Consider the following 21,210-nt stretch of genomic DNA (forward strand, 5'->3'; position numbering starts at 1 on the left):
GGCGAGGCAGGCGGCGCCAGCCGAGCGATCGCCCGATCCGGGCCACCATCCTGCTCAACGGGCCGCCGGTGAGCACCACCGGGCACCGGCGCCTCGTACGGACGTTTCTCGCCGCCGCGCAGACCGGCGACCTCGCCGAACTGGAAGAACTGCTCGCCGTCGGCCTCGCCCGCGAGGCCGTCCGGCCGGATGTCCGGTCCCGTTCGCCGGCTTGCGACCGGGGTGGGCTGCGTTCCGCGCGCGGTCCTCGTGAACAGCCTGCACGCCGAGGTTCCTCTCCAGCGCGGGTGATGCGACTGGTCGAACTGCGGTCGTCGAGGACGGTCCTCACCTCTCGGCCGGCGACCCGAGGCCGGCAGTCCCGGCGCCGGTGATCTGGCTGAGCTGGAAATCGGCTGCCTGGCGGGTGAACAGGCGGGCGTACTCGCCGCCGAGGGCCATCAGCTCGTCATGGGTGCCCTGCTCGGCTACACGGCCGTCGGCGAGGACGACGATGTGGTCCGCGCCGCGCACCGTGTTGAGACGGTGCGAGATGAGAAGGCTCGTACGGCCGCTGCGGTAGTCGCGGAGCCGCCGGTGGACGGCGTACTCGGCCTCGGGGTCGAGTCCCGAGCTGGGCTCGTCGAGGATGAGCAGGTCGGCGGTGTCCGTGCGGAGGAGGGCGCGGGCGAGGGCGACGCGCTGCCACTGCCCGCCCGACAGGAGCACGCCCTGGCCGGGGTCCTCGTCCTCGGCGGCGAAGAACCGCGACAGGATGGTGTCGTAGCCGCGGGGGAGGCTCACCAGCCTGTCGTGGACGTCCGCCCGGCGGGCCGCCTCGTGGATCCGCTCCGGCCTGCCGAGGGCGCCGAGGTCGCCGACCGCGACGTTCTCGGCCGCGGTGAGGTCGTAGGCCATGTAGTCCTGGAACACGGCTCCGATCCGGCGGCGCAGCTCGTCCACGCGCAGTTCGCGCAGGTCGGCGCCGTCCCAGCGGACGCTGCCGCGCTCGGGGTCGTACAGGCGGCACAGGAGCTTGACGACGGTGCTCTTGCCCGCGCCGTTCAGGCCGACCAGGGCCACGCTCCGCCCGTACGGGATGGTCAGGTTCAGGCCGCGCAGCACGTACGGATGGTCGGCGTCGTACCGGAACCACACGTCGCGGAGTTCGATGCCGTGCCGTAGCGGTGGCACGTCGCCGCCGGTGGCGGGTTCCGGCAGGTCGGGTCCGATGGTGACGACGTGGGCGTAGTGGCCGGCCAGGACGAGTGCCTCGTTCAGGTGGGCCAGCTGGATCACCACGCCGGAGAGGGAGGACTGCGTGCCTGCCACAGCGGCGGTGAGGATGGCCAGGTCGCCGATGCCGGCCTCGCCCGCCGCTATCCGGGAGACCATCATGATCAGTGCGGCGCCCGCGATGACCGTGCTGAGGGCGGTGAGCGCACCGTTGTAGCGGATGGCGGTCATGTCCACCCGGCGTTCCGCCCGCTGCTCGGCGGTCAGCTCGCCCAGCATGCGCCGCCGCAGGAAGCCTCCGATGCCGAACAGCCGGATCTCCTTGGCGGCCTGATGGTCGAGCAGCAGCGTCTGGTAGAACATCCGGCGACGTTCCGCGGGGGCTATCTCCATCCGGAGGTACGCGCGGTGGCGGCCGAGCCTGAGCTGGACGACCAGTTCGGGCACGGCGGCCGCGGCCACGACGGCGGCGAGGAGCGGGCTGAGCGTGGCGAGCGCGCCCAGGAGCCCGGTGATGGTGATACCGCCGCGTGCCGCTCCGAGCGCCGACTCGGCGACGAGCTGCGGGGCGGTCTGGGCGGACTGCTGGGCCAGCTGGAGCCGGTTGTGGAAATCCGGGTTCTCCAGCCTGGTCAGTCCCTGCATCCGGCACACCGCGGTGAACAGTTCGTCGCTGGTGCGCCACGCGATACGGCGCTGCTGCTCCCGCTGGACCCACCCGGACAGGTGGGGCAGCAGCGCGGTCAGGGCTCCGAGGACGGCCATCGCGGCGGCGAGCGGCGTCGTCGAGGGGCCCGGCCCGGCGGTCAGGCGATCGATCAGGAGTTTGGTCAGCCACGTGATCGCGACGGGGGCCGCGCCGTTCAGGACCGCCATGGCGAGCTGGGACAGGGCGAGCACCGGTCCGGCGCGCCAGACGAGCGCCAGGGTGAGCCGTAGCGGCCCGAGTCGTGACCTCACGCCGGTCAGGCGTGGGACGGCGCGGCCAGTAGCCGCTCCGGCTCATGGCCGCTGGCGGTGACGGTGGCGTCCGGGCCGATCAGGAAGAACCAAGGGAAGGCCGTGATGGCGAACGCGCCCACCATGGCGCCGCTTTCGTTCTCCACGACCACGTTCACGTCGTCCGTGAGCGCGGTGAACAGGTCCGTGGGGTCCTCCTGCCCAGCGACGATCACCGCCAGGGCCCGTACGCCGTCGGCCTCGGCATCACGGGCGGTCGCGGCGAAGACGGGTGCCTTCGGCAGGCAGTGCCGGCAGTCGGTGCTGAAGAACCCGATCAGGGTGCGCTCGCCCGCGAAGTCGTCCGCGGTGACCTTCGTGTTCGCCGCTGTGAGCGCGGAGAAGGCGGGGACTTCGGAGCCGACGGGAAGGCTGGGGTTCTGGGGATGTCCCCAGTCGGGGCGCGACTCCCCGGACGGCTTTCGCAGTCTCCTGATGACCGCGCCGGTCAGGAGCAGGTTCAGCAGTACGAGCCCGCCGAGGAGGATGACGGCGGCGACCAGGACGGTCATGGGCGTTCCCTTCGGTGTGGGGGTCGACCTGGCATCGGGAGTCGGTCCGCTCCGGGTTGGCGGAAGAGGTCGGCCAGGTCGTCGAGGAGGACGACGGCGCCGGTGGCGACGGATGCCCCGAGCAGGCAGAGTGCGGCGGCGGGCAGCGTGACAGGCGCGCCGCCCGCCGTGGATGTCATGGCGGCCCCGGCCACCGCGCACACGACGAGTACGGCGTTGCGCGCCACGTGCCGGCGGCTGATCGGCTGGTCCGATCCGCCGAGGCATCGGCACGGTTCAGCCGTTCCCCGCCGCAGTGCCACCAGCAGGACGACGGCGAACGCGAGGAGCAGGCCTCCCGCGAGCAGGAGGCCCGCCCTGCCGTCGCCGTCGAGGCCGGGCGCCGCCAGCATGACGACGGTCCCGGCCTCGACGGCGACGACGACGGCGGCGGCGGGCGTCCCGAGAGTCGCGGGAAGGCCGCCGAGCCGCCGTGCCGCCATGGTGAACTCGCCGAAAGCCTGCCTCGTCCGCAGCTTCGTGAGCACGGAGACCAGGAAGACCCCCATCAGCACGAGCCGGAGAGTCAGCACGGCGTAGACCATGGGATCTGCTACCTCACGTCAGCAGTAACCGACGTAGTACCAGGTGCCGCAGTCCGAACGGACGTACTTCAGGCAGATGGAGCCGGTGGGGTTCGGGTAGCAATGCTTCTCGTGGTGGCACGCGTAACCGGGCGGGCCGTAAACGTTCCCCACGTAGTAACACGTGTCGGCCCGGGCTTCGGCGCCGGGGAGGAGCCTTCCGAGCAGCCGGTCTCCCAGGCGGTTCAGGGTGCGGATCATACTTTCTCCCTTCACGGGGGTTCGGGCGTTGGGGTAGCCCGGTTCGTCAGGATGCTCCGCGCGACCTTCGCCGCGGTTGCGCACGGTTGCGCGATATGCCGCAGGCGTCGCGCTACCGCGGCGCAACCCGGGTCCATCACAATCGCGAACGGCTGACCAGGCCGAAAGGGTGACAATGCACCATGTTGTGATTTCGCTGCTCTCGCTGGCCGCGGTCGCCGTGGCGGTCGCGGCCCGGCGACGCTTCGTCGTGGTACGGGTGGCCGGGACGAGCATGGTTCCGACGTACCAGCCGGGAGATCGGGTGCTCATACGGCGCGGCGGGCGGGCGGTCCTGCGGCGCGGCCAGGTGGTGGTCTTCCGGCGCCCGCAGCCGGACGGTACGGGCTCTTCGGGACGCGCGTCCGGACTGCGCGGGACGGAGTTGCTGATCAAGCGGGTCGCCGCGACGCCGGGCGACAGGGTGCCCGACCAGGTCGCGCCGGGCGTGCACGCCGCGCCGGGCGACGTGGTCCCGGCCGGCCGGCTGGTGGTCCTCGGCGACGGACCTGCCAGCCGGGACTCGCGCCACTGGGGCTACCTGCCGGTGAGCGAGGTGCTGGGCGTCGTCATCCGCAGGTTGTCGTGATCGGTCGAGGCCCGTCCGCGCCGCCCGCCACGGCGATCTCGGCGATCTCGGCGGCCTCGGCGGTGTTGCCGAGCCGCTGGAACAGCCGGTGAGCCGCCGCCCAGGACCGCGTGGCCGCCTCCCGGTCGCCGCGGTCGTGCTGGGCGCGGCCGAGGGACTTGAGCGCGAGCGCCTGCTCGTGGAGGTCGTGCAGCCCGCGCGCCATGCGCACCGCCTCGTCGAGCGTGCGTACCGCCTGGTCCGCCCGGCCGCCGTGACGGTAGGACTCGCCCAGGATGCGGAGCCCGACGGCCCGTCCCGACGGGACCGCGTACTCGTCGAACACGGCCAGCGCCTGCTCGATCAGCTTCGCCGGGTCCCGGCGCCCGAACCGCAGGGACAGATCGCCGATGGCGAGCAGGAGGTACGCCTCGAGCAGTCGCTCGCTCCGCCGCCGGCACATCTGCAGGCCCTCCCAGAGCCGATGGGGAATGCGCGTCAACGTGGTGTCGTCGCGGCAGGCGGCGGCCATCTCCCACAGGGCGAGGGTCCTGGCCACGAGGCTGTTCCCGCGGATCGCCAGGCGGAGCGCGCGCTCCGCGCAGGCGCCCGCGTCCTCGTGGAGCCCCTGCTCCCGGTCCGTCACGGCGCGGACGTACCAGAGACGACTGAGAGCGAGCTCGTAGCCGATCTCCTCGGCCACGGCCATGGCCTCGTCCGCCACCGCACGGGCCTGGCCGGAGTCGCCCGCGCGGTGCAGCGCGAACGCCCGCAGGCACAGCAGGTCGACCGCGCCGTGCCGTTCCCCCGCCGCGAGGAGCGCCGAGAGTGCCGCCTCGATCGCCTCCGGGACGACGCGGCGCCACGGCTCCACGCCCATCATGCGGAGGTGGCCGAGGCCGCGCGTCATCACCGCCTCGCCCCACCGGTTGCCGCCCATCGCGCACGCCCGCAGCGCCAGCTCATGCGAGGACGACCAGTCCCGGTAGTGGCCGCGGAAGGCGTAGTAGCCGGCCGCGCGGGCGGACAGCTCCCAGGCCAGCTCGTCCAGACCGAGCCGGCACGCCTGCGTCACTCCCGCCAGCAGGGTCTGCCGCTCGCTGTCGAACCAGGCCGGCGGATCGCCCACCAGGGCCCTGGTGGTGGCGGGGTCGGCGTACCAGCGAGGGGCCGCGCCACGGATGACGGAGGCCACCTGCTCCGGCAGGCCGCTTTCCGCCGCCTCCGCCAGCGCGAGCAGCGCGCCGAGAACGCGGCTGATCGCCTTGTGCCGTTCGCCGGCGGTCTCCTCCACCTCGGCGCGTTCCCGCGCGTAGAGCCGTACGAGATCCTGGAGACGGTAGCGGAACTGCCCGTTCCCGTCGCTGCCCTCGCAGCTCAGGAGCTGGGCGTCGACGAGCAGATCGGCGTACGTCTCGGCTTCGCGCACCGTCACGTCGAGGGCAGCCGCGAGCATCCAGGCGGCGAAGGAGGGGAGGTCGAGCAGGCCGAGCATCCGCAGCGCCCGCCGGCCGGTCTCGTCGAGACTGTCGTAGTCGGCGGCCAGCCCCGCCCGGACCGACAGGTCGCCGACGGCGAGCTCGTCCAGACGCCGCCGCTCCGCCCGCAGGCGATCCGCCAGGTGTTCGAGGTGCCAGTGCTCGCGCAGCGCCAGCTTCGCCCCGGCTATCCGTATCGCCAGGGGCAGGTGACCGCAGAGCCGGACGATCTCGGCCGTGACCGGGGGCCGCGCCGCCACCCGATCCGGCCCGGCGATCCGCCCCAGCAGCTCCGACGCGCAGGCGGGGTCGAGCGGGCCGAGGCGTACGGAGCGGGCGCTCACCCCGGCGACCCCGCGCCTGCTCGTCACCAGTACGGCGCAGCCGGAACCGCCCGGCAGGAGCGGCCTGACCTGCTCCTCGCCCGCGGCGTCGTCCAGCACGACCAGCACGCGGCGATCGGCCAGGAGGGTACGGAACAGCTTCCCGCGATCCTCGGCCCCGTCCGGCACCGCCCGCGCGTCCACCCCGAGGGCGATCAGGAACCGTGCCAGCGCCTCGGCCGGGTCGGTCGGCCACCGGGAGGTCCCGCGCAGGTCGATGTGGAGCCGGCCGTCGGTGAACGTCTCCCGCAGGCGGTGGGCGACGTGGACCGCGAGCGTCGTCTTGCCGGTGCCCGCCCCGCCGTACACCGCTACGACCGGCGTCGCGGAGGAGTGCCCGTCCGCGCCGGTGAGCCACAACCGCAGTGACTCCGCCATGTCCTGCCGTCCGGTGAAATCCGCGATGTCCGGTGGCAGATGGCACGGCACGGTCGTCGCGGGCCCCGTCCACCCCTCACCCGCCCGGCCCTCCGCGTCGTTCCCGGGGTCGTTCCGGGGGTCGTTCCCGGGGTCGTTCCGGGGGTCGTTCCCGGGGTCGTTCGCCGGGTCGTTCGCGGGGTCGTGACCGGCGGTGTTCCGGGCTTCGAGGTACGCGGCGCGCCCGTCCGCGCAGGCCGTCCCCTCCGGGCCGAGGATCTCGTCGACGAACGGGCCGGTCGCCTCATCCCGCAGGATCGCCTCGTGAACCCGCCGCAGCAGGCGGCCGGGTTCCACGCCGAGCTCCTCGCCGAGCACGGTCCGCGTCCGCTGGTAGACCCGTAACGCCTCGACCTGCCGCCCGGCCCGGCTCAGGGCCAGCATCAGGCAGGCGTGCAGGCGCTCCCGGTACGGATGCAGCCCGGCCATCTCGGTCAGGCCGGGGACCAGCTCCGCGTGGCGGCCACGGGCCAGGTCGACGACGGCCAGCTCCTCGCAGGTCAACAGCCGCTCCTCCTCAAGCCGCCGGGCCTCGTCGGCCACCAGCGTCACGTCCCCGATGTCGGCGTAGGCGGGCCCCCGCCACAGGCCGAGCGCGCGCTCGAACAGCATGCCCGCCTGCGCCAGATCCGCGTTCCTCCTGGCGGCCCGCCCCGCCGCCGTGAGCTCCTGGAAGCGCAGCGCGTCCAGCTCCGGCGGCAGTACGGTGGCGGCGTAGCCGCCGATGCCGTGGACGACGCGGTCGCGCTCGCCCATCGCCTGCCTCAGCCGCAGCACGTAGATCTGGAGGGTCTTGTTCGCGCTGCGCGGCGGCGTGTCCCCCCACAGGGCCTCGATCAGCGCCGGCACCGCCACCGGCCTGCCCGGCGTACAGAGCAAGGCCGCCAGCAGGCGTCGCAGCATCGCCGCGCCCAGCGGGACGGGCACCCCGTCGCGGCTCACCCGCAGCGGCCCGAGAACGTCGAACTCGAACACCGTCACCCCTCGCGAGGCCGGTCACCGTGGCGAGCCTTCGATCAGCCGAGGTGCCCGCCGACTCCCCTCCCCGGCCATGCCCTGCCCCGGCGACCCCGTCGCATGGTCACCTTCTCTTCGCGTGAGTGTGCGGGCTCGCCGAGCATCGAGGACGCCGGTATATGCGAGGTATAGGCCCTGGTGGGCCGGCCTGGGAACCCACGGAGGGGTGTCGTCCTGCGGGCTCGACGTGGCCGCACCCCAGGGATCGAGCCCCTGGCATGGCGAGACGACGTGCCGGACGAACTCACCGCACCGGCCGGGCAGCCTTGTTCGGCCACGGAACCACTGGAGTGGAGAGGGAGGGATCTGGCCGAGGGGACGGTGTCCCTGGGGTTCGGTTTCCCGAACCGCCAGGTGACGACGCGCTCGACGGCCTACTCGTGCAGGTGTGCGGCGTGGATCTGGAGAGCGAGCGGCTGCCATGTCAGAGCGTCTTTTCACTTGGTGAGGAGCGCTACGGCATCAGGGGCGAGACGGCCGAGGGTTCCATCGGGGCGCAGGAGGTTGTGACACCCGTCAAGCTCGACGTATGCCTCCAAGTAGTAGCCGGAGCTCAGCGCTGCGAACCGGGTGTGGTCGCTCGGGCAGTCGCTTGCCGGTGCGGCATCCAGGGCGCCGAGCAGGGTGCGCAGTTTGCGGCCCTGGAGGATGTACGAATATTCGAGCCTTCCCTTGACCGAGTTCCAGGTCTGGGCCGTGTCCGGGGTCTTCTTCGCGAGGCGGAAGACGCATACCCGTAGACCCTGCGGTGGAGGGTTCCAGATTTGGTGGGCGGCTCCTGGCCGTCCCATGCGGCGAAGAACGTCGGGGTATTCGTCGCCGCAGCCGGCCCGGAAGGCCTTTTCGCTCTCGACTCTCCGAATGGGTATCTGTTCGTCGACGTGGTACGGCAGGCTGCGAATGGCGGCCAGAGCGGAGGGGAACGGCTTTCCGCATACGCCGGTGGGCACGTTGGGTAGCACCGCCCTGCCGGAGGAGTCGACCACGACGAAGTAGTCGACCTTGATGCCCACGTCCAGGCAGTCCTGACCGAATAACGACCTCTCGGATGGGCGGCGTAGCTCGGTCATCAGCTCGGTTGCGGGGCCGTCGGCGTGCTCTTGGATCACGACCTCCCAGCGCCCCTTGCCGGGCAGGTAGCGGAACTCCCAACGGCAGCGGGTGATTCTGACCGGGATGAAGCCGTCGGGGAGCGGCTGGCGTGATGCGGCCGGCAGGTTCGGGTCCGACCTCTTCGGGCACGAAGCGGTGACAACGTGGTCCAACTGCATGGTCCTGTTTTCCTGGCGGTCGCATCCGCTGAGAGCGACGACAGCGAACAGGGCGAGAACTACCCGGAAAGATCGCACTCCACTGGGACGTGTTGCCTGTCCTCTTTGGTTCAGTGAGGGCAGCTTTGGTTCAGTGAAGGCAGCGATCAAGGACAAGGCGGTCGCCGCCATCGCCGAAGTTCGCGACGGAGACACGACCTGGCGAGCCGCGAGCGGCAAGGCAAGCTGAACAACGCCCAGCCGGCTCCGGTGAACGGGCGGTTCCGGGCCGGGAGCGTCACCAAGTCATTCACGGCTACCGTGGTGCTTCAACTCGTGGGAGAGGGAAAGCTGCGACTGTCCGACAGCGTGGAACAGTGGCTGCCGGGGCTCGTGGACAAGGGCGCCGACATCACGATCAGGCACCTCCTCCAGCACACCAGCGGCCTCCGCGAGTACTCGACGGGCATGATGGACGAGGCGGGCATCCCAAGGAGCGAACTGGTGGAAAGGGCGGAGAAGCTCTCACGCGACTTCCCGCCCGCGTTCCCGGGGCCTCTCCGGAGGTGTACGGCCCGCACGCCCCCGCGTACGTGCCGGTCAGCAGGGGCGGCAAGGTCGTCCCTGTTGACGTCACGCGGTTCAATCCCACGATGGCCGGTGCGGCGCCGCCATCAAGCCATCGCCCGCCGATGCCACTGCCAGCGGTGTCGGGGAGTGCGAGCACGTACCGAGCACGGCTGACTCCCAATTGATCATTGCATCGTGGCTCCACACAATGAATTGCCCCGCGAAGTTGCTCGAGAGCTGGGTGATATTCGCGCGGCTCGGCTGCTCTTCATGTCATGATCATGGGTTGTCGTCGGGGGTACGAACGAAACGAGAGAGACGGGTCGCATGGACGCGATCATCAGCCTGATCATGATGCTGATCTCGGCAACGATCACCCTTACTGTGATGGTCTGCAAGCTGATGTTTCAGCTCACCATGATGATGGTTCGGCTCACGGTGCAAATGATCAGCGCTTTCAGCCGTCGCTGAGGGGGACGATCGGCTCCGCAACCGCTTCATTGCCGGACATGACGGCGCGGTCTTGTGGGGCAAGTGCGTCGAGTACGGCGTGGCTGACGTACGGCGGGAGGCCCAAGCCGCCGCCGGCCGGGACCGGTTCCCAGGCCGCATGCCCGGCCGGCGAGCGGGTGATGGGTCCGCTGCACGGCGGCGCCCCGCGCCGCCGCCTTGACTACCGAGCAGGCCGCCTCGCCCCTCGCGGCCCGGCCGTATGACCTGCGCCACGCGGCCGTGTCCCTCTGGCTGAACGCGGGTGTCTGAGGGCCGGGCTGAGGCACGAAGCCCAGCCCGTCGATCGCGCCCAGCCCCGCACGACGTCAACCACCGTGAGACCCTCGACGCTCCGCCTCCGCTGGATCTCGACCTCTGGGAGGCCGTCGTGGAAGTCACCTACGACAGCCCCGAAGGAGAGGCGCTCCTCATCGACTGGGCGCGGAGCGTGATCGATGACAGCCCCTCTCTGACACCCCACGGCCCCGGCAGCTACCGTCTCCGCGTCCACGCGCGCGGCAGGGACATGGAGTGGAGGGAACTCGCCCCGAGCGAGCCCGGCGAAGAGCACCTGATTCAGATCTGGCCGGCCCCACCGGCCGACGAAGTAATTCACAAACTCGAAGACCTCATCGTGAAGATCATCCCGTAGATATCCCGTGAGATACCTGCGTGGCCGGCCGTTCCGTCGGATACCTGCGGTGCTCCTCTCCGGGATCGCCGTCGCCCTATTGCGAGCGGTCGCGAGATCGGTTCTTCTTGAAGTGGCGCCAGAAGATCTTGAAGTGATGCCACCAGATGTAGGCGGCGGCGGTGCCACCGATTACTCCTCCCACGAAGTCGTCGCCAGCCAGGAGATCGTGAAGGCATACGAACAAGACAACAGGGCCGCCGATGAGAATGAACCATCCCGTCCATGCGTCATCACAGCGACCCCGCTTGTGCCCGGATTCGTCGGAGGGGTCGGCCACAACAGCAATGTAGCTGGCGCTGCTTGACTGTGCACTGGCCGCAGAGCCGTCCAGGTCAGGCTGCCGCATGTTGGCCGTGCTCAGGACGTCGGCATGCGAGGATGACCTGCGGCGTCGCCTCTCAAGGTTGTACAGACTTTTCGTCGGACTCGCATGCCAGAATCTCCATGATCTGTCCCTGGAGAGAACGGGATTTTCATGAGCGGCTACGACTGGCTCGATGACGATGCGTTCTGCGCAACATTCGTCCGCGGCCTTACCCCGCACGAGGCGCTGGCCCGCCTTGGCATTGACGTATTCGACGGCGATGACGAGGAAGGCGAGATCGAGGAGGGCCTCATCTCTGCCCGGTCGGCTGAGGGCGGCACCATTCTGAGCGAAGAGAACGGCTACGCCGGCACGCTGGACAAGGTGCTGCGGCCCTTGTCGGCCGGGACGGTCACGGCGAGTGTCTTCGTCAACGTGAACCTGGTCGCGTCCTTCGACCATTACGTTGACGGCCGCAGGATCCTGTCCTTCGATCCGCTGTTTCCCGGTGACGAGGATGGCATCCCAGAGGACTACCTGGCCGACCGGGTCGAGCTCGGGCTGATTGGTGACAAGTACGAGGGCGGGCTTGCCGCTGCGCTGCTGCTGGCCGAGCGCATCACCAAGGTGCGGCCGAACGCTTCAAGTGACATCGTGGCCGCCCACGGCGTTCTCGAGTACTGAGCCGCTTCCGCCCTGTTTCCACGGCTCAACGGTGCAGTCCCGAAGCCTGTCCGAGCTTGGAGCCGCTTGCATGTAGTTCGGACGATTGCCAACCGCACTGCACGCTGAGCCGGGGTGAGGAACGAACCCCAAATCTTCGATCGCTCCCGACCACGACAGACAACGGCCACCCCGTGGCGATCGTCGTGCTGCATTGGGGCGGCGGCGCGACCAGAGGCCGGCGGATGGCCTTGGTACGGCGCGACGTGCGTGCGGTGACGGCCCAGCGTCCTGGGCGCGCGTCGGGACGGGCCCCCAGTCCGCAGCGCCGCCGCCCCTTGAGCTCCCCAACGGGGAGATCCGCATCTACCACAGCGAGTTCACCGCCTGGCTGGAGCCTCCGGGAGGCGACGTGAACGCCTCCTACGACGTGAGGTTCTCGGATACCAGGCGAAACAAGTCGAGCAAGAAACCGTCCTACGAGGTGCGCTGGAAGGTCGGCGGCCGGGAGAAGTCCGAGAGCTTCGGGACCAAGGCGCTCGCGGACAACTGGTTGTCCGACCTGCGGCAGGCCGCCAAGCGCGGTGAGGCGTTTGACTGGGCTTCCGGAATCCATGCTCAAGGCCAAGAAGGCACGCACCTGGTACGCCTTCCCGGTCGCTTACGTCGAGACCCGATGGCCTCACTCGGCGGCCAAGAGCCGGGAGGGCATGACGGACGCGCTGTCCAACGTCACGCCCGTACTCACCAGCGACCGGCCGGGCCGACCGGATGACGAGACCCTGCGGCGTGCGCTGCGGGAGTTCGCCTTCATCCCGGCCGACCGTCGCCCGGCCCCCTCGCCGGAGATCGCGGCGGCCCTGCGCTGGCTGGAAGCGGCCTCGCTGCCCTTGACCGTGCTGGAGGACGCCAAGAAGGGCCGCACTGGAAGCCCTCTCGCTGCTCCCCGAGGGCAAGGTCGCGCAGGCGTCCGGGAAGATAGACCGGCGCGTCGTCGTCAACCCGGCCCAGGCGCGGGAGCTCCTGGTCGCGCTCACCTACTGCGGCCGTAAGCGCGGGCCTATGCTCGTGGCGATGTTCGCCTGCATGTACTTCGGCGGCCTGCGTCCTGCCGAGGCGGCCGGGCTGCGTGAGGAAGGACTTCACTCCCGAGCAGGTCGCCTCGCCACTGGCCACTCGGCCGTATGACCTGCGCCACGAGGCCGTGTCCCTCTGGTTGAATGCGGCTGCCCACGCTCCGGAGGCGGCTGAGCGGGCCGGTCACGGCGTGGACGTCATGCTCCGCGTCTACGCCAGATGCATCGATGGGCAACGCGAGATCGCCAACCAACGGATAGAAGGCGCGCTTGCATCGTGACTGATCAATGCGGCGATACTGGCCTGGTGGAACTTTCCCCCGAACTCAACAATCGCCTGGCTGAGCTGCGAGGTGAACTCCTCTGGGGTCGGCTCTCTGGGATTGCGCCGGAGGCCGGTTGGCTGGCTTGCGAGCTCATGGAGGCCGGCCTCAACTCTCCTGCCGTCTGGGAGCTCGCGGGTTATGCGTTGTCCATCGGCTCCATGACCGAAGTCGAGCCGCTCGTCCGTGAGGTGCTGGCCGAGAGCGGCTTCCCACCCATTGATCTCCAGCGCACGCCATGGGGGGTCGCTCGGGATGTCGCGCAGGGCATCGCCGAGAGTACGGTTCCAATCGCCAAGGGTGCGGACTTCCTGATCTTCGAACTCGGCGACAAATGCGATCGTCCCGAGGAGATCTATCTGCTGCAGGGGATGGTGGATGGCTGGGAGGACGTATGGGACACCCCACCAAGTGACGACGAGATCCGAGAGCAAGCAAGAAAGATCGCCGACGCCGCAACAGGTCGGCTGGCGGCGATGGTGGATCAGGAGTCGTAAGAAGTGGGAACGGCGCCAGTCAAGGGCCTCGGGTCGCTCCGGGGCCCTTCGGCGTTCTCTGGAGGTAGGTCTCATCCCGCAGAGGTCCCGGGAAGCCCCGCGCGACCTGGGGAAACGTGACCAGCATCATCCCGCGTATATCCCGTGACTGGCGACAGACGGCGGCTCTCGGCGGCGTACGGCTGCACACGGGTCCAGAGCGTGATCAAGCGAAAGTCCAGGTCAGGGGCCAAAGAGGCTGGGTGGGGGAGCGTGCCCTGAGCGCGCCCGGGCCGCCGAGCTCCTCACCTGGACGAACACGCCAAGGTCTGGGATTTCCGGTTACCGGGCATAACTCAGGATCGAGGCCGCGCTTTTTACATTCCACCAGTTCCCCCCAGTCCGCCCGGCAACCTCTTTCCGTCATCCCTAGCTGTTGCATGCATTCAAGAAAGACCGTTCCCAGCTCTTGACATGACAGAGGAGAGAGATCTTGCTCGACGCAACTCAGATAATCCAAGGTGAGGGCTGAACAGGTGGACGGTCCCGCACCCTTGACGTCCAGGCGCATACACCGCTCGACGACGCGGCGTGCGCCTTTACAGACGGTCTCTTCCCAATGTTCAGATCTCTGCTGACATTCGGACGCCATGACACTGACCTGCGTGCATTCGGGGGATACGGAATGCACGCCACGGAATCTCTCGAACATTGGCCGCTCGGCGGCCGCTGACCCGGCCAGCACCATCATCAACACGCTGGCGACGCACAGCATCGCCAGGAGTGGTCGCACGCCGCTCATGGATCCCCTCTTCGATCGCATTGCCATCAATGACAATCAGGCTTGAACTTCGGGTTCAACAAGCCAGTACCGGCTGATCGAGAAGAATTTGTGTAGGTGATCCAGGCGCCGCAGCCCGGGTACTCGTCGCGGAAATCTGACCATTTACTGTTGATCCATTCAATGCCCTTCTTCGCGACGGCATCTCCGACCAGCCCGACGAGGCCGCAGATGGTTTCGGCTTTCTCATTCTTAGTGACGAGGCCACTGAACTCGCAAGGAGTGCCCAGCCCTCCTTCCCAATCGCCCAGCATATTCTCCATCAGCCACAATTCTGGCGCGTAGTAGTAGTCCGTGCACTCGATCACGCGGCCACCACCAAGCGTCTCACAAGGCTTGCTGTCCGGCTTGCCGTCGCAGTGCTTGTGCTTCGGGTTCGACAGGCACCAGGCGAACTTCTCGGCCAGGCCGTTGCACTGCTTTTCTGTTCCCTTTTCTTCGGCCAGGCACTCGGACTGGATCAGACCAATGTAGGCGCAGTCGGATGCCGCGTGGCCCGCCTTCACGCAGTCCATGTACTGGTCGGCGACGCCGGTGCACTAACCGGCGGCTACTCGAACCGTTTCTCCTTCTTCTTGGCATTCCCGATCGAGCCGGTCGATCTGCAGCGCACATAGGTGTCACGGAGTTTGTGGCAGACGGGGTCGGCGTCCATGCCCTGCTGCCGGCAGTCCTCGTATTCCCGGGTGGCCTCGGCGCAGACCCCCTTGTTCGGACCGGTGTCGTCAGTCGTCCCTCGGCAGATTCCGTACTCCTGCGTGCCTTCGATGCAGATCGTCCGATCAATGCCCCCCTTTCGGCAGGCCTTGTAGCCAGGCATCGCGTCATGACAGTAGTCCGTGCCCTTTCCCGGGCATCGCTGCAGGCCTTCTCAACCGCCTTGTTCTCACACGTCTGGTAATTCCCGCTCTTGAAGTAGCACTGGCTGAGCTGGCCGTAGGCGTCCTTGCAGGCGTCGGCCGCGTCGCCGTATCCGCCGTACCCCTTCTTGCAATCCTTGAAGAAGGTGGCGAGCTCTCCTCGTCGTCGCAGTATGACCCTGTCAGTCGCCGTCCAGATGAAGCTCCAGCGCGGGATTTGCTGCGCACTCTCGGGCAAGGTCCTCGAACTCCCGGATCACCGGACGTCTTCGGCTGTGACAGCAAAGGCTCGAAGCCGAGCAAGCTCTTCGATGAACTGCGGCATCTCAGCCGATGTCAGGATCACGCTCCCGTACGGGTCGATCCTCTCCAGCATCGGATTCATGCTGCGCCCACGGATCTGATCGACGAGGCGAACGAACGAATCATTGTGATCCAACGCCGTGGCAGCGGACGTAAGCCTCCTGCTCTTGGGGCTGGACCCTGGTTGTTCCACCCGCATCAGCACGGCGTCGACGCCCATGATCACACCTTACTCAGGGCCCGGTTCCCCGCCGGGGCCCTTCGGCGTGCTTGCCTCGGGATCGTTCCGGGGATCGGCAGAATCCGCCGGGCGACCTGCGGAGACGTGGCCAAGATCATTCCGGGTATATTCCAGGAGTGGCCGCCTGGGGCTGCATCTGGTGGCGTACGGCTGCACACGCGATCAGAGCCCGATCAAGAGAAAGCCCAGGTCAGAGGCCGGATGGGCTGATGGGAGGAGCGCGCCCTGAGGGATTCGAACCCCCGACCGTCGGATTAGAAGTCCGATGCTCTATCCAGCTGAGCTAAGGGCGCTCGTGCCTAATTCTGCATGATCCGGGGACCTGGTACACACCCGGTTTCCCGGACATGAGCCGGACCACCCCTCGCGCGGGTCCCGCGCCTGGTGGCTGCGGCCGTCGGGGATTGCCGATCGGCCTGCGCCGACGCTGCTCAGGCCCCTGTGCGCGAGGGCGTCCTTGACATCCCGCAGGTGTCGCGTCCGGCGCCGCCGACCGGATTCAGCGCACCTCACGTCACCCGGCCGTCGCTCGCCGTGCTCTCGCGGAGGAAGGCAAGGACGGGTTCCGCCTGGCCGCGCAACCCGTGTCCGGCGTCGGGCAGGAACCTGATCGTGGCGTGCTTCACCGCACGCCTCACCCGGCGCTCGGTGTCGCGGGAGTCGAGCATGACGTCCCGGCCGCCGAGGATCACGAGCACGGGCATGGTCAGGCCGCCGAGGGCGCCGTCGCCGAACACCGGCAGTTTCTCCCTGCGTGGCCTGAAGTGCCGGGAGATCTGCGCCGCGTAGTCGAGATACGCCGCAAGGCGAGGTTCCGAGCCCGAGGGCGCGTCGCCCATGACCATGGTGAGCACCCGGCGCCGTCCCCACTCGCCGAACAGGAGCAGGACCAACGCCCGCACCGCGAAGCTCGCCTTCTGCCGGCCGATGCCGCCCGGGCACAGCAGCGCGAGCCGCTCGACGCGCCCGGGACGGCGGATGGCGTAGTCCACGGCCATCCAGCCTCCCAGTGACGCGCCCACGAGCGACACCCGCGACAGCCCCAGACCCTCCAGCACGTCGTCGAGCCACAGGGCGTACGCATCGGAGCCCAGCGGAGGCCGTGAGGGAGCGCTCAGACCCGGCTCGCCGATCAGGTCGACGGCGTGGACGCGGTAGTGCCGCGCCCAGGTCGCGACGTCGCCCATCCACATCGCGTTGTTCGTGGTCGAGCCGTGCAGCAGGACCAGGGGTGGCGCGTCCGGGGGGCCCGAGACGATCACGAACGTCTCGCCCTCGCGGGTCGGCACGCGCAGCCGGTCGGACGCGACCGGCCAGCGGCCGAGGATCTCCTCGTACCGCTCCCGAAGTTCGCGCTCGCCTTCGCCCGTGGAGTAGATGCCGGTGGTCGTCATGCCGCCTTCCTTCCCTATAGGTACGGAACCTTCTCCAGGATAAGGAACTAAAGGGAATAATAGCGACATGTGCAGTTGGTTCGAGTGATCTCGCGGCTACACTGCATCGCCATGTCCGTGCGCGAGATCCCACTGATCGGAGACGTCTCCGAGGGGGTCGTACGGGTGGGGGCGACGGTACGACGGCCGATGCGACCCTCGTCGGCGGCGGTCCACGAACTGCTGCGGCACCTGGAGGCCGCCGGCTTCGACCGGGCGCCGCGGTTCGCCGGGATCGACGAGCGGGGCAGGGCGATCCTGACGTACGTCGAGGGCGTGGTGCCCGCGCATCCTCTGCCCGCGTACGCGGTGAGCGACGAGGCGCTGACCGCGCTGGCCCGGCTGCTGCGGCGCTTCCATGACGCGGCGGCCTCGTTCAGCCCGCCTCCCGGCGCCGTCTGGGAGGACGGCTCGGCGCCGGAGGGCCCCGCCGAGCTCGTGGGCCACTGCGACGTCACCCCGGCCAACGTCGTCTTCCGTGAGCGCCCCGGCGCGGGGCTCCTGCCGTACGCGCTGATCGACTTCGACATGGCCAGGCCGACGACGCGGCTGTTCGACGTGGTGACCACGCTGCGGCACTGGGCCCCGCTCGCCGATCCCCTGGACCGCGACCCGCTGCAGCGGTCCCTGGACGCGGCGGCCCGCGTCCGGCTGTTCTGCGACGTGTACGGCCTGCCGGCGCGGGACCGGCTCATGCTGGTGGAGACGGCCAGGATGCGGTTCGGCCGCTCCTACGCGCTCATGCGAGACCGGGCCCGCACGCTCGGCGGCGGCTGGGCGCGCATGTGGGCCGGCGGCGCGGGCGGACGGATCAGGCGCGCGGCCGCCTGGCTCGACGCCAACGAGGACGCGATCCAGCGCTGTCTTCTCGGCGACGAGCCCATCTCATGACAAACAGGCACGTACGGCAGAATGCCTGCGTGATCCGGATCATGGACGGTGCCACGGCGGCGGGGCTGCTCGCCGGGGCCGCGATCGACGCCGCGGTGGGGGATCCCCGGCGGGGCCATCCCGTCGCGGTGTTCGGCACCCGGGCCGCCGCCCTCGAAAAGCGGATATATCGCGATTCGCGGTTAGCGGGCATCGCCTACACCACCGTCTGCGTCGGCGCGGCGACGGTCACAGGAGTGATCGCCGAGCGGATGACCCGGTCGAGCCCGGTCGCGCGGGCCGCGGTCACCGCCGCCGCCACCTGGGCGGTCCTCGGCGGCACGACGCTGGGCAGGGAGGGCAGGCTGATGGCCCACTCGTTGAAGGAGGGCGACCTGGCCGCCGCCCGCGCACGCCTTCCGCACCTGTGCGGGCGCGACCCGTCCGGGCTGGACGCCGCGGAGCTCGCGCGGGGCACGGTCGAGTCCATCGCGGAGAACACCTCGGACGCCGTCGTCGCCCCGCTCGTGTGGGGCGCGGTCTTCGGCGTGCCCGGCCTGCTCGGCTACCGCGCGGTGAACACGCTCGACGCGATGGTGGGCCACCGGTCACCGCGCTACGCCAGGTTCGGTTGGGCCTCGGCCCGGCTGGACGACGTGGCCAACTACGTGCCGGCCCGGCTGACGGCCCTGCTCACGGCGGGCCTCGCCGGTCTGGTGGGCGGTTCCCCGCGCCGCGCGGCGGCCGTCCTCACGCGGGACGGGCACCGCCACCCCAGCCCCAACTCCGGACGCTGCGAGGCGGCCTTCGCCGGAGCCCTCGGCGTACGTCTCGGCGGGGCGAACGACTACGGCGGCAGGGTGGAGCACCGCCCGGAGCTGGGCGACGGTCCCCGCCCGGCCGTCTCCGACATCCCCAGGTCCGTACGGCTGGCGCGCGCGGTGTCGTACGCGTCGGTCGGCCTGGCCGTCGCCGCCCGGCTGGCCCTCGCACAGAACCGCCGAAGGGATCGACGATGAGTGCACTCGTCCTGCTGCTGGTCTTCGCGGTCGTCTTCAGCGTCGTGGTCGCGGTGATCGTGGTCGCCGTGCTGATCATGCGCGCGTCACGGCAGCCCGCGCCGCCACCACGAGACCGGAATGATCTGCCCCAGGATTGGTAGGTTCGACGGCATGGGCGGAGAAAGCGGAGAGAACCGGGTCCTGCTGGTGTTCGACGGCGACTGCGCCTTCTGTCAAACGTGCGTGAACACCGGGCATCGCGTCCTGCCGTACATGCCCGTCGTGCGGGCGTGGCAGGGCCTCGACCTCGACGCGGCAGGCCTGACGCGCGAGGAGGTCGCGACGTCCGTGCAGCTCCTGGGCCCGGACGGGCTGCGTGCGCACGGCGCGCGCGCCGTCGCGCTGATCCTCGCCCTGCAGCCGCGCGCGGCCTGGCGCGCGGCCGGACGGGTGATGCTGACGCCACCGGTGAGCTGGCTCGCCGAGGCGGGCTACCGGCTGGTCTCCCGCTACCGCCACCTCCTGCCCGGCTCCACCACCTGTGGCATGCCATGACCTCCGCGTGACCTCCGCTTTGCCGAAGGTGGGAACAAACACGACCGGCAAGTGTCCGGAAGCGGGCATACCCCGCGCCTGACCGGAGCGCCACCATTGCGGCATGACAGCAGTGGTGGAAACCGAAGGACTGACGAAGTTCTACGGTGCGAGACGGGGCCTCGAGGACCTCACCCTCCAAATCCGGCCGGGCGAGGTCTTCGGCTATCTGGGCCCCAACGGCGCCGGCAAGACGACGACGATCCGGCTGCTCCTGGACGTGATCCGGCCGACGTCCGGCCGGGCGACCGTCCTCGGCGCCGACACCCGTGATCCGCGCGTACGCGCCCGGATCGGCTACCTCCCGGGCGAGCTGGCCCTGGAGGGCAGGGAGCGGGCCCGCGACTACCTGCAGTTCCTCGCCGACGTACGCGGCGGCGTGAGCCGCGGCAGGATCGACGAGCTGGCCGAGCGGCTCGACGCCGACCTGTCCGTCAGGATGGGCGAGCTGTCGAAGGGCAACAAGCAGAAGGTCGGCCTCATCCAGGCGTTCATGCACGAGCCCGAGCTGCTCATCCTCGACGAGCCGACGAGCGGGCTCGACCCGCTGGTGCAGCAGGAGTTCCTGGCCATGGTCCGGGAGGCGCGCACGGCCGGCCACACGATCCTGATGTCGTCGCACGTGCTCGCCGAGGTGGAGCACGTGGCCGACCGGGTGGGCATCGTGCGCGCGGGCCGCCTCGTCGCGGTCGAGGACATCGCCGCGCTGCGCGAGCGGGCCGTACGGCACGTGGAGCTCCACTTCGACGCGCCGGTCCCCAAGGAGTCGTTCGAGGGGCTCCCCGGCGTACGCGACGTGGTCGTCCAGGGGGCGAGCCTGCGCTGCACGATCGACGGCAGGCCCGACGCGCTGATCAAAGCGGCGGCCCGTTACACCGTGGTCCACATGGTCAGCGCGGAGCCCGACCTTGAGGAGATCTTCCTGACCTACTACAGCGAGGAGGAGGGCCGCCATGCCCACGCTGGTGCGTAAGAGCCTGGGGGAGTACCGCCGCGCCCTCATCGGCTGGACGGTCGGACTGTGCGCGTTCCTCGGGATGTACATCTCGATCTACGCGAGCATGATGAACGACCCCGAGACGTTCAGCAAGCAGGCCATCGCGAAGTATCCGGGTGCGTTCAGGGACCTGATGGGCGGCATGAGCGACATCGCGACCGGCCGCGGCTACCTGCAGGCGGTCGCCTACCAGCTTCTCGGCCCGCTGCTGTTCACCATGTGCGCCGCGATCCTCGGCAACCGGGCCATCGCCGGCCCGGAGGAGGCCAAGACGCTGGAGCTCACGCTGACGCTGCCGATCGACCGCAGACGGCTGCTCCTGGAGCGCTGGGCCGCGCTGGCGCTCGGCCTGCTCGCGGTGGCGCTGGTGACGCTGGCCGTCGCCACCGGGGCGTCGTCCGCCGCCGGCATGGACGTGCCGTTCGGCAGCATCCTCGCCGCGCACACCGGCCTGTTCCTGCTCGTGCTGTTCTTCGGGACGCTGACGCTGTGCGTGGGCGCGGCGTTCGGGCGCAAGCAGGTCGCGCTCGCCGTGGTCGGCGTGTGGGGTGTCGCCGGGTACATCGTGGAGACCATGGGCAAGAGCATCGACGCGATCTCCTGGCTGCGCTGGCTCTCGCCCGTCCACTACTACCTCGACGGCAGGCCGCTCTACCAGGGCTGGCCGTACGGTGACTACCTTTTGCTGCTGGGTGCGACGGCCGTCCTCCTCATGACGGCGCTGCTCGCCTTCGAACGGCGTGACGTAGGGGTGTGATGGACAGCGTTCT

25 protein-coding genes and 1 tRNA gene are annotated in these 21,210 nt (G+C 69.5%); 14 read left to right on the forward strand and 12 right to left on the reverse strand.

Features of this window, described 5'->3' with window-relative positions:
• Positions 1 to 327 precede the first annotated feature (327 nt).
• The 4 genes from ABZ857_RS34045 to ABZ857_RS34060 are packed head-to-tail and all read right to left on the reverse strand — an operon-like array spanning position 328 to position 3,550.
• Positions 328 to 2,175 carry an ABC transporter ATP-binding protein gene (locus tag ABZ857_RS34045; RefSeq protein WP_357051492.1) on the reverse strand — a complete coding sequence of 616 codons (1,848 nt, stop codon included), beginning with the start codon at positions 2,173 to 2,175 and terminating at the stop codon, positions 328 to 330.
• 5 nt (positions 2,176 to 2,180) lie between these two features.
• Entirely contained in the window at positions 2,181 to 2,726 is a 546-nt protein-coding gene (locus tag ABZ857_RS34050) for a redoxin domain-containing protein (protein ID WP_357051495.1), read from the reverse strand.
• Positions 2,723 to 3,298: a MauE/DoxX family redox-associated membrane protein gene (locus ABZ857_RS34055; RefSeq protein ID WP_357051499.1), complete on the reverse strand. Its 576-nt coding sequence runs from the start codon at positions 3,296 to 3,298 to the stop codon at positions 2,723 to 2,725. Before ABZ857_RS34055 ends, ABZ857_RS34050 begins: the two co-directional genes overlap by 4 nt.
• A gap of 30 nt (positions 3,299 to 3,328) precedes the next feature.
• Positions 3,329 to 3,550, reverse strand: coding sequence for a hypothetical protein (locus ABZ857_RS34060; RefSeq protein ID WP_357051502.1), 222 nt, complete (start codon positions 3,548 to 3,550; stop codon positions 3,329 to 3,331).
• A 187-nt stretch (positions 3,551 to 3,737) separates the two neighbouring features.
• Between ABZ857_RS34060 and lepB the strand changes: the two genes are divergently transcribed.
• The gene (gene lepB / locus ABZ857_RS34065) at positions 3,738 to 4,178 is read left to right on the forward strand and encodes a signal peptidase I (RefSeq protein WP_357051505.1); all 441 of its coding nucleotides are present in this window, start codon (positions 3,738 to 3,740) and stop codon (positions 4,176 to 4,178) included.
• Here lepB and ABZ857_RS34070 read toward each other — a convergent pair.
• Together ABZ857_RS34070 and ABZ857_RS34075 are read right to left on the reverse strand one after the other, a co-directional pair.
• Positions 4,159 to 7,410: a BTAD domain-containing putative transcriptional regulator gene (locus ABZ857_RS34070; protein ID WP_357051508.1), complete on the reverse strand. Its 3,252-nt coding sequence runs from the start codon at positions 7,408 to 7,410 to the stop codon at positions 4,159 to 4,161. The genes lepB and ABZ857_RS34070 overlap by 20 nt on opposite strands.
• Positions 7,411 to 7,889: 479 nt before the next feature.
• The gene (locus ABZ857_RS34075; RefSeq protein ID WP_357051511.1) at positions 7,890 to 8,723 is read right to left on the reverse strand and encodes a hypothetical protein; all 834 of its coding nucleotides are present in this window, start codon (positions 8,721 to 8,723) and stop codon (positions 7,890 to 7,892) included.
• A 249-nt stretch (positions 8,724 to 8,972) separates the two neighbouring features.
• Here ABZ857_RS34075 and ABZ857_RS34080 point away from each other — a divergent pair, with 249 nt between their 5' ends.
• From ABZ857_RS34080 to ABZ857_RS34090, 3 genes are all read left to right on the forward strand, one after another.
• Entirely contained in the window at positions 8,973 to 9,446 is a 474-nt protein-coding gene (locus tag ABZ857_RS34080) for a serine hydrolase domain-containing protein (protein ID WP_357051514.1), read from the forward strand.
• A gap of 153 nt (positions 9,447 to 9,599) precedes the next feature.
• Positions 9,600 to 9,743: a hypothetical protein gene (locus tag ABZ857_RS34085; protein WP_357051517.1), complete on the forward strand. Its 144-nt coding sequence runs from the start codon at positions 9,600 to 9,602 to the stop codon at positions 9,741 to 9,743.
• Positions 9,744 to 10,152: 409 nt separating this feature from the next.
• Positions 10,153 to 10,416, forward strand: a complete 264-nt coding sequence (locus tag ABZ857_RS34090; protein WP_357051520.1) for a hypothetical protein — start codon at positions 10,153 to 10,155, stop codon at positions 10,414 to 10,416.
• A gap of 76 nt (positions 10,417 to 10,492) precedes the next feature.
• Here ABZ857_RS34090 and ABZ857_RS34095 read toward each other — a convergent pair whose 3' ends face one another.
• Positions 10,493 to 10,735, reverse strand: a complete 243-nt coding sequence (locus ABZ857_RS34095; RefSeq protein ID WP_357051522.1) for a hypothetical protein — start codon at positions 10,733 to 10,735, stop codon at positions 10,493 to 10,495.
• 198 nt (positions 10,736 to 10,933) lie between these two features.
• Between ABZ857_RS34095 and ABZ857_RS34100 the strand changes: the two genes are divergently transcribed.
• From ABZ857_RS34100 to ABZ857_RS34115, 4 genes are all read left to right on the forward strand, one after another.
• Positions 10,934 to 11,446 (forward strand): DUF6461 domain-containing protein, encoded by a 513-nt coding sequence (locus ABZ857_RS34100; RefSeq protein ID WP_357051526.1) that lies wholly within the window; start codon positions 10,934 to 10,936, stop codon positions 11,444 to 11,446.
• A gap of 391 nt (positions 11,447 to 11,837) precedes the next feature.
• Positions 11,838 to 12,200, forward strand: a complete 363-nt coding sequence (locus tag ABZ857_RS34105; RefSeq protein WP_357051529.1) for a hypothetical protein — start codon at positions 11,838 to 11,840, stop codon at positions 12,198 to 12,200.
• A gap of 608 nt (positions 12,201 to 12,808) precedes the next feature.
• Positions 12,809 to 13,321, forward strand: coding sequence for a hypothetical protein (locus ABZ857_RS34110; protein WP_357051532.1), 513 nt, complete (start codon positions 12,809 to 12,811; stop codon positions 13,319 to 13,321).
• A gap of 629 nt (positions 13,322 to 13,950) precedes the next feature.
• Positions 13,951 to 14,148, forward strand: a complete 198-nt coding sequence (locus tag ABZ857_RS34115; protein ID WP_357051535.1) for a hypothetical protein — start codon at positions 13,951 to 13,953, stop codon at positions 14,146 to 14,148.
• Here ABZ857_RS34115 and ABZ857_RS34120 read toward each other — a convergent pair.
• From ABZ857_RS34120 to ABZ857_RS34140, 5 genes are all read right to left on the reverse strand, one after another.
• Complete coding sequence (locus ABZ857_RS34120; protein ID WP_357051538.1) at positions 14,129 to 14,647, reverse strand: hypothetical protein; 519 nt, start codon at positions 14,645 to 14,647, stop codon at positions 14,129 to 14,131. The genes ABZ857_RS34115 and ABZ857_RS34120 overlap by 20 nt on opposite strands.
• Before the next feature lie 44 nt (positions 14,648 to 14,691).
• Positions 14,692 to 14,961 carry a hypothetical protein gene (locus ABZ857_RS34125; protein ID WP_357051541.1) on the reverse strand — a complete coding sequence of 90 codons (270 nt, stop codon included), beginning with the start codon at positions 14,959 to 14,961 and terminating at the stop codon, positions 14,692 to 14,694.
• A gap of 296 nt (positions 14,962 to 15,257) precedes the next feature.
• A complete protein-coding gene (locus ABZ857_RS34130; protein ID WP_357051544.1) occupies positions 15,258 to 15,524 on the reverse strand; it encodes a hypothetical protein in 267 nt (88 codons plus the stop codon).
• Between the two features lie 240 nt (positions 15,525 to 15,764).
• Positions 15,765 to 15,838: transfer RNA gene (locus tag ABZ857_RS34135), tRNA-Arg, on the reverse strand.
• A gap of 216 nt (positions 15,839 to 16,054) precedes the next feature.
• Positions 16,055 to 16,939: an alpha/beta hydrolase gene (locus tag ABZ857_RS34140; RefSeq protein WP_357051547.1), complete on the reverse strand. Its 885-nt coding sequence runs from the start codon at positions 16,937 to 16,939 to the stop codon at positions 16,055 to 16,057.
• A gap of 111 nt (positions 16,940 to 17,050) precedes the next feature.
• On the opposite strand from ABZ857_RS34140, the gene ABZ857_RS34145 reads away from it, so the two are divergent.
• The 6 genes from ABZ857_RS34145 (at position 17,051) to ABZ857_RS34170 (ending at position 21,197) form a co-directional block, all read left to right on the forward strand.
• Entirely contained in the window at positions 17,051 to 17,869 is an 819-nt protein-coding gene (locus tag ABZ857_RS34145) for an aminoglycoside phosphotransferase family protein (RefSeq protein ID WP_357051550.1), read from the forward strand.
• On the forward strand, positions 17,866 to 18,867 hold the full coding sequence (locus ABZ857_RS34150) for a cobalamin biosynthesis protein (protein ID WP_357051554.1): 1,002 nt from the start codon (positions 17,866 to 17,868) through the stop codon (positions 18,865 to 18,867). Before ABZ857_RS34145 ends, ABZ857_RS34150 begins: the two co-directional genes overlap by 4 nt.
• Complete coding sequence (locus ABZ857_RS34155) at positions 18,864 to 19,010, forward strand: hypothetical protein (RefSeq protein WP_357051556.1); 147 nt, start codon at positions 18,864 to 18,866, stop codon at positions 19,008 to 19,010. The genes ABZ857_RS34150 and ABZ857_RS34155 overlap by 4 nt, the downstream gene beginning before the upstream one ends.
• A 10-nt stretch (positions 19,011 to 19,020) precedes the next feature.
• On the forward strand, positions 19,021 to 19,404 hold the full coding sequence (locus tag ABZ857_RS34160; protein WP_357051559.1) for a DCC1-like thiol-disulfide oxidoreductase family protein: 384 nt from the start codon (positions 19,021 to 19,023) through the stop codon (positions 19,402 to 19,404).
• Between the two features lie 103 nt (positions 19,405 to 19,507).
• The gene (locus ABZ857_RS34165) at positions 19,508 to 20,416 is read left to right on the forward strand and encodes an ABC transporter ATP-binding protein (protein WP_357051562.1); all 909 of its coding nucleotides are present in this window, start codon (positions 19,508 to 19,510) and stop codon (positions 20,414 to 20,416) included.
• Positions 20,397 to 21,197, forward strand: a complete 801-nt coding sequence (locus tag ABZ857_RS34170) for an ABC transporter permease subunit (RefSeq protein ID WP_357051565.1) — start codon at positions 20,397 to 20,399, stop codon at positions 21,195 to 21,197. The genes ABZ857_RS34165 and ABZ857_RS34170 overlap by 20 nt, the downstream gene beginning before the upstream one ends.
• Positions 21,198 to 21,210: the final 13 nt, after the last annotated feature.

Source organism: Microbispora sp. NPDC046933 (assembly GCF_040644635.1).
Classification (GTDB): Bacteria; Actinomycetota; Actinomycetes; order Streptosporangiales; family Streptosporangiaceae; genus Microbispora.

Coding starts and splice junctions, on each gene's coding strand:
- ABZ857_RS34050 (WP_357051495.1), bottom strand. CDS start 2,726: ATGACCGTCCTGGTCGCCGCCGTCATCCTCCTCGGCGGGCTCGTACTG.
- ABZ857_RS34060 (WP_357051502.1), bottom strand. CDS start 3,550: ATGATCCGCACCCTGAACCGCCTGGGAGACCGGCTGCTCGGAAGGCTC.
- ABZ857_RS34075 (WP_357051511.1), bottom strand. CDS start 8,723: ATGCAGTTGGACCACGTTGTCACCGCTTCGTGCCCGAAGAGGTCGGAC.
- ABZ857_RS34085 (WP_357051517.1), top strand. CDS start 9,600: ATGGACGCGATCATCAGCCTGATCATGATGCTGATCTCGGCAACGATC.
- ABZ857_RS34100 (WP_357051526.1), top strand. CDS start 10,934: ATGAGCGGCTACGACTGGCTCGATGACGATGCGTTCTGCGCAACATTC.
- ABZ857_RS34115 (WP_357051535.1), top strand. CDS start 13,951: ATGACACTGACCTGCGTGCATTCGGGGGATACGGAATGCACGCCACGG.
- ABZ857_RS34125 (WP_357051541.1), bottom strand. CDS start 14,961: ATGCCTGGCTACAAGGCCTGCCGAAAGGGGGGCATTGATCGGACGATC.
- ABZ857_RS34130 (WP_357051544.1), bottom strand. CDS start 15,524: ATGGGCGTCGACGCCGTGCTGATGCGGGTGGAACAACCAGGGTCCAGC.
- ABZ857_RS34140 (WP_357051547.1), bottom strand. CDS start 16,939: ATGACGACCACCGGCATCTACTCCACGGGCGAAGGCGAGCGCGAACTT.
- ABZ857_RS34145 (WP_357051550.1), top strand. CDS start 17,051: ATGTCCGTGCGCGAGATCCCACTGATCGGAGACGTCTCCGAGGGGGTC.
- ABZ857_RS34150 (WP_357051554.1), top strand. CDS start 17,866: ATGACAAACAGGCACGTACGGCAGAATGCCTGCGTGATCCGGATCATG.
- ABZ857_RS34155 (WP_357051556.1), top strand. CDS start 18,864: ATGAGTGCACTCGTCCTGCTGCTGGTCTTCGCGGTCGTCTTCAGCGTC.
- ABZ857_RS34160 (WP_357051559.1), top strand. CDS start 19,021: ATGGGCGGAGAAAGCGGAGAGAACCGGGTCCTGCTGGTGTTCGACGGC.
- ABZ857_RS34165 (WP_357051562.1), top strand. CDS start 19,508: ATGACAGCAGTGGTGGAAACCGAAGGACTGACGAAGTTCTACGGTGCG.
- ABZ857_RS34170 (WP_357051565.1), top strand. CDS start 20,397: ATGCCCACGCTGGTGCGTAAGAGCCTGGGGGAGTACCGCCGCGCCCTC.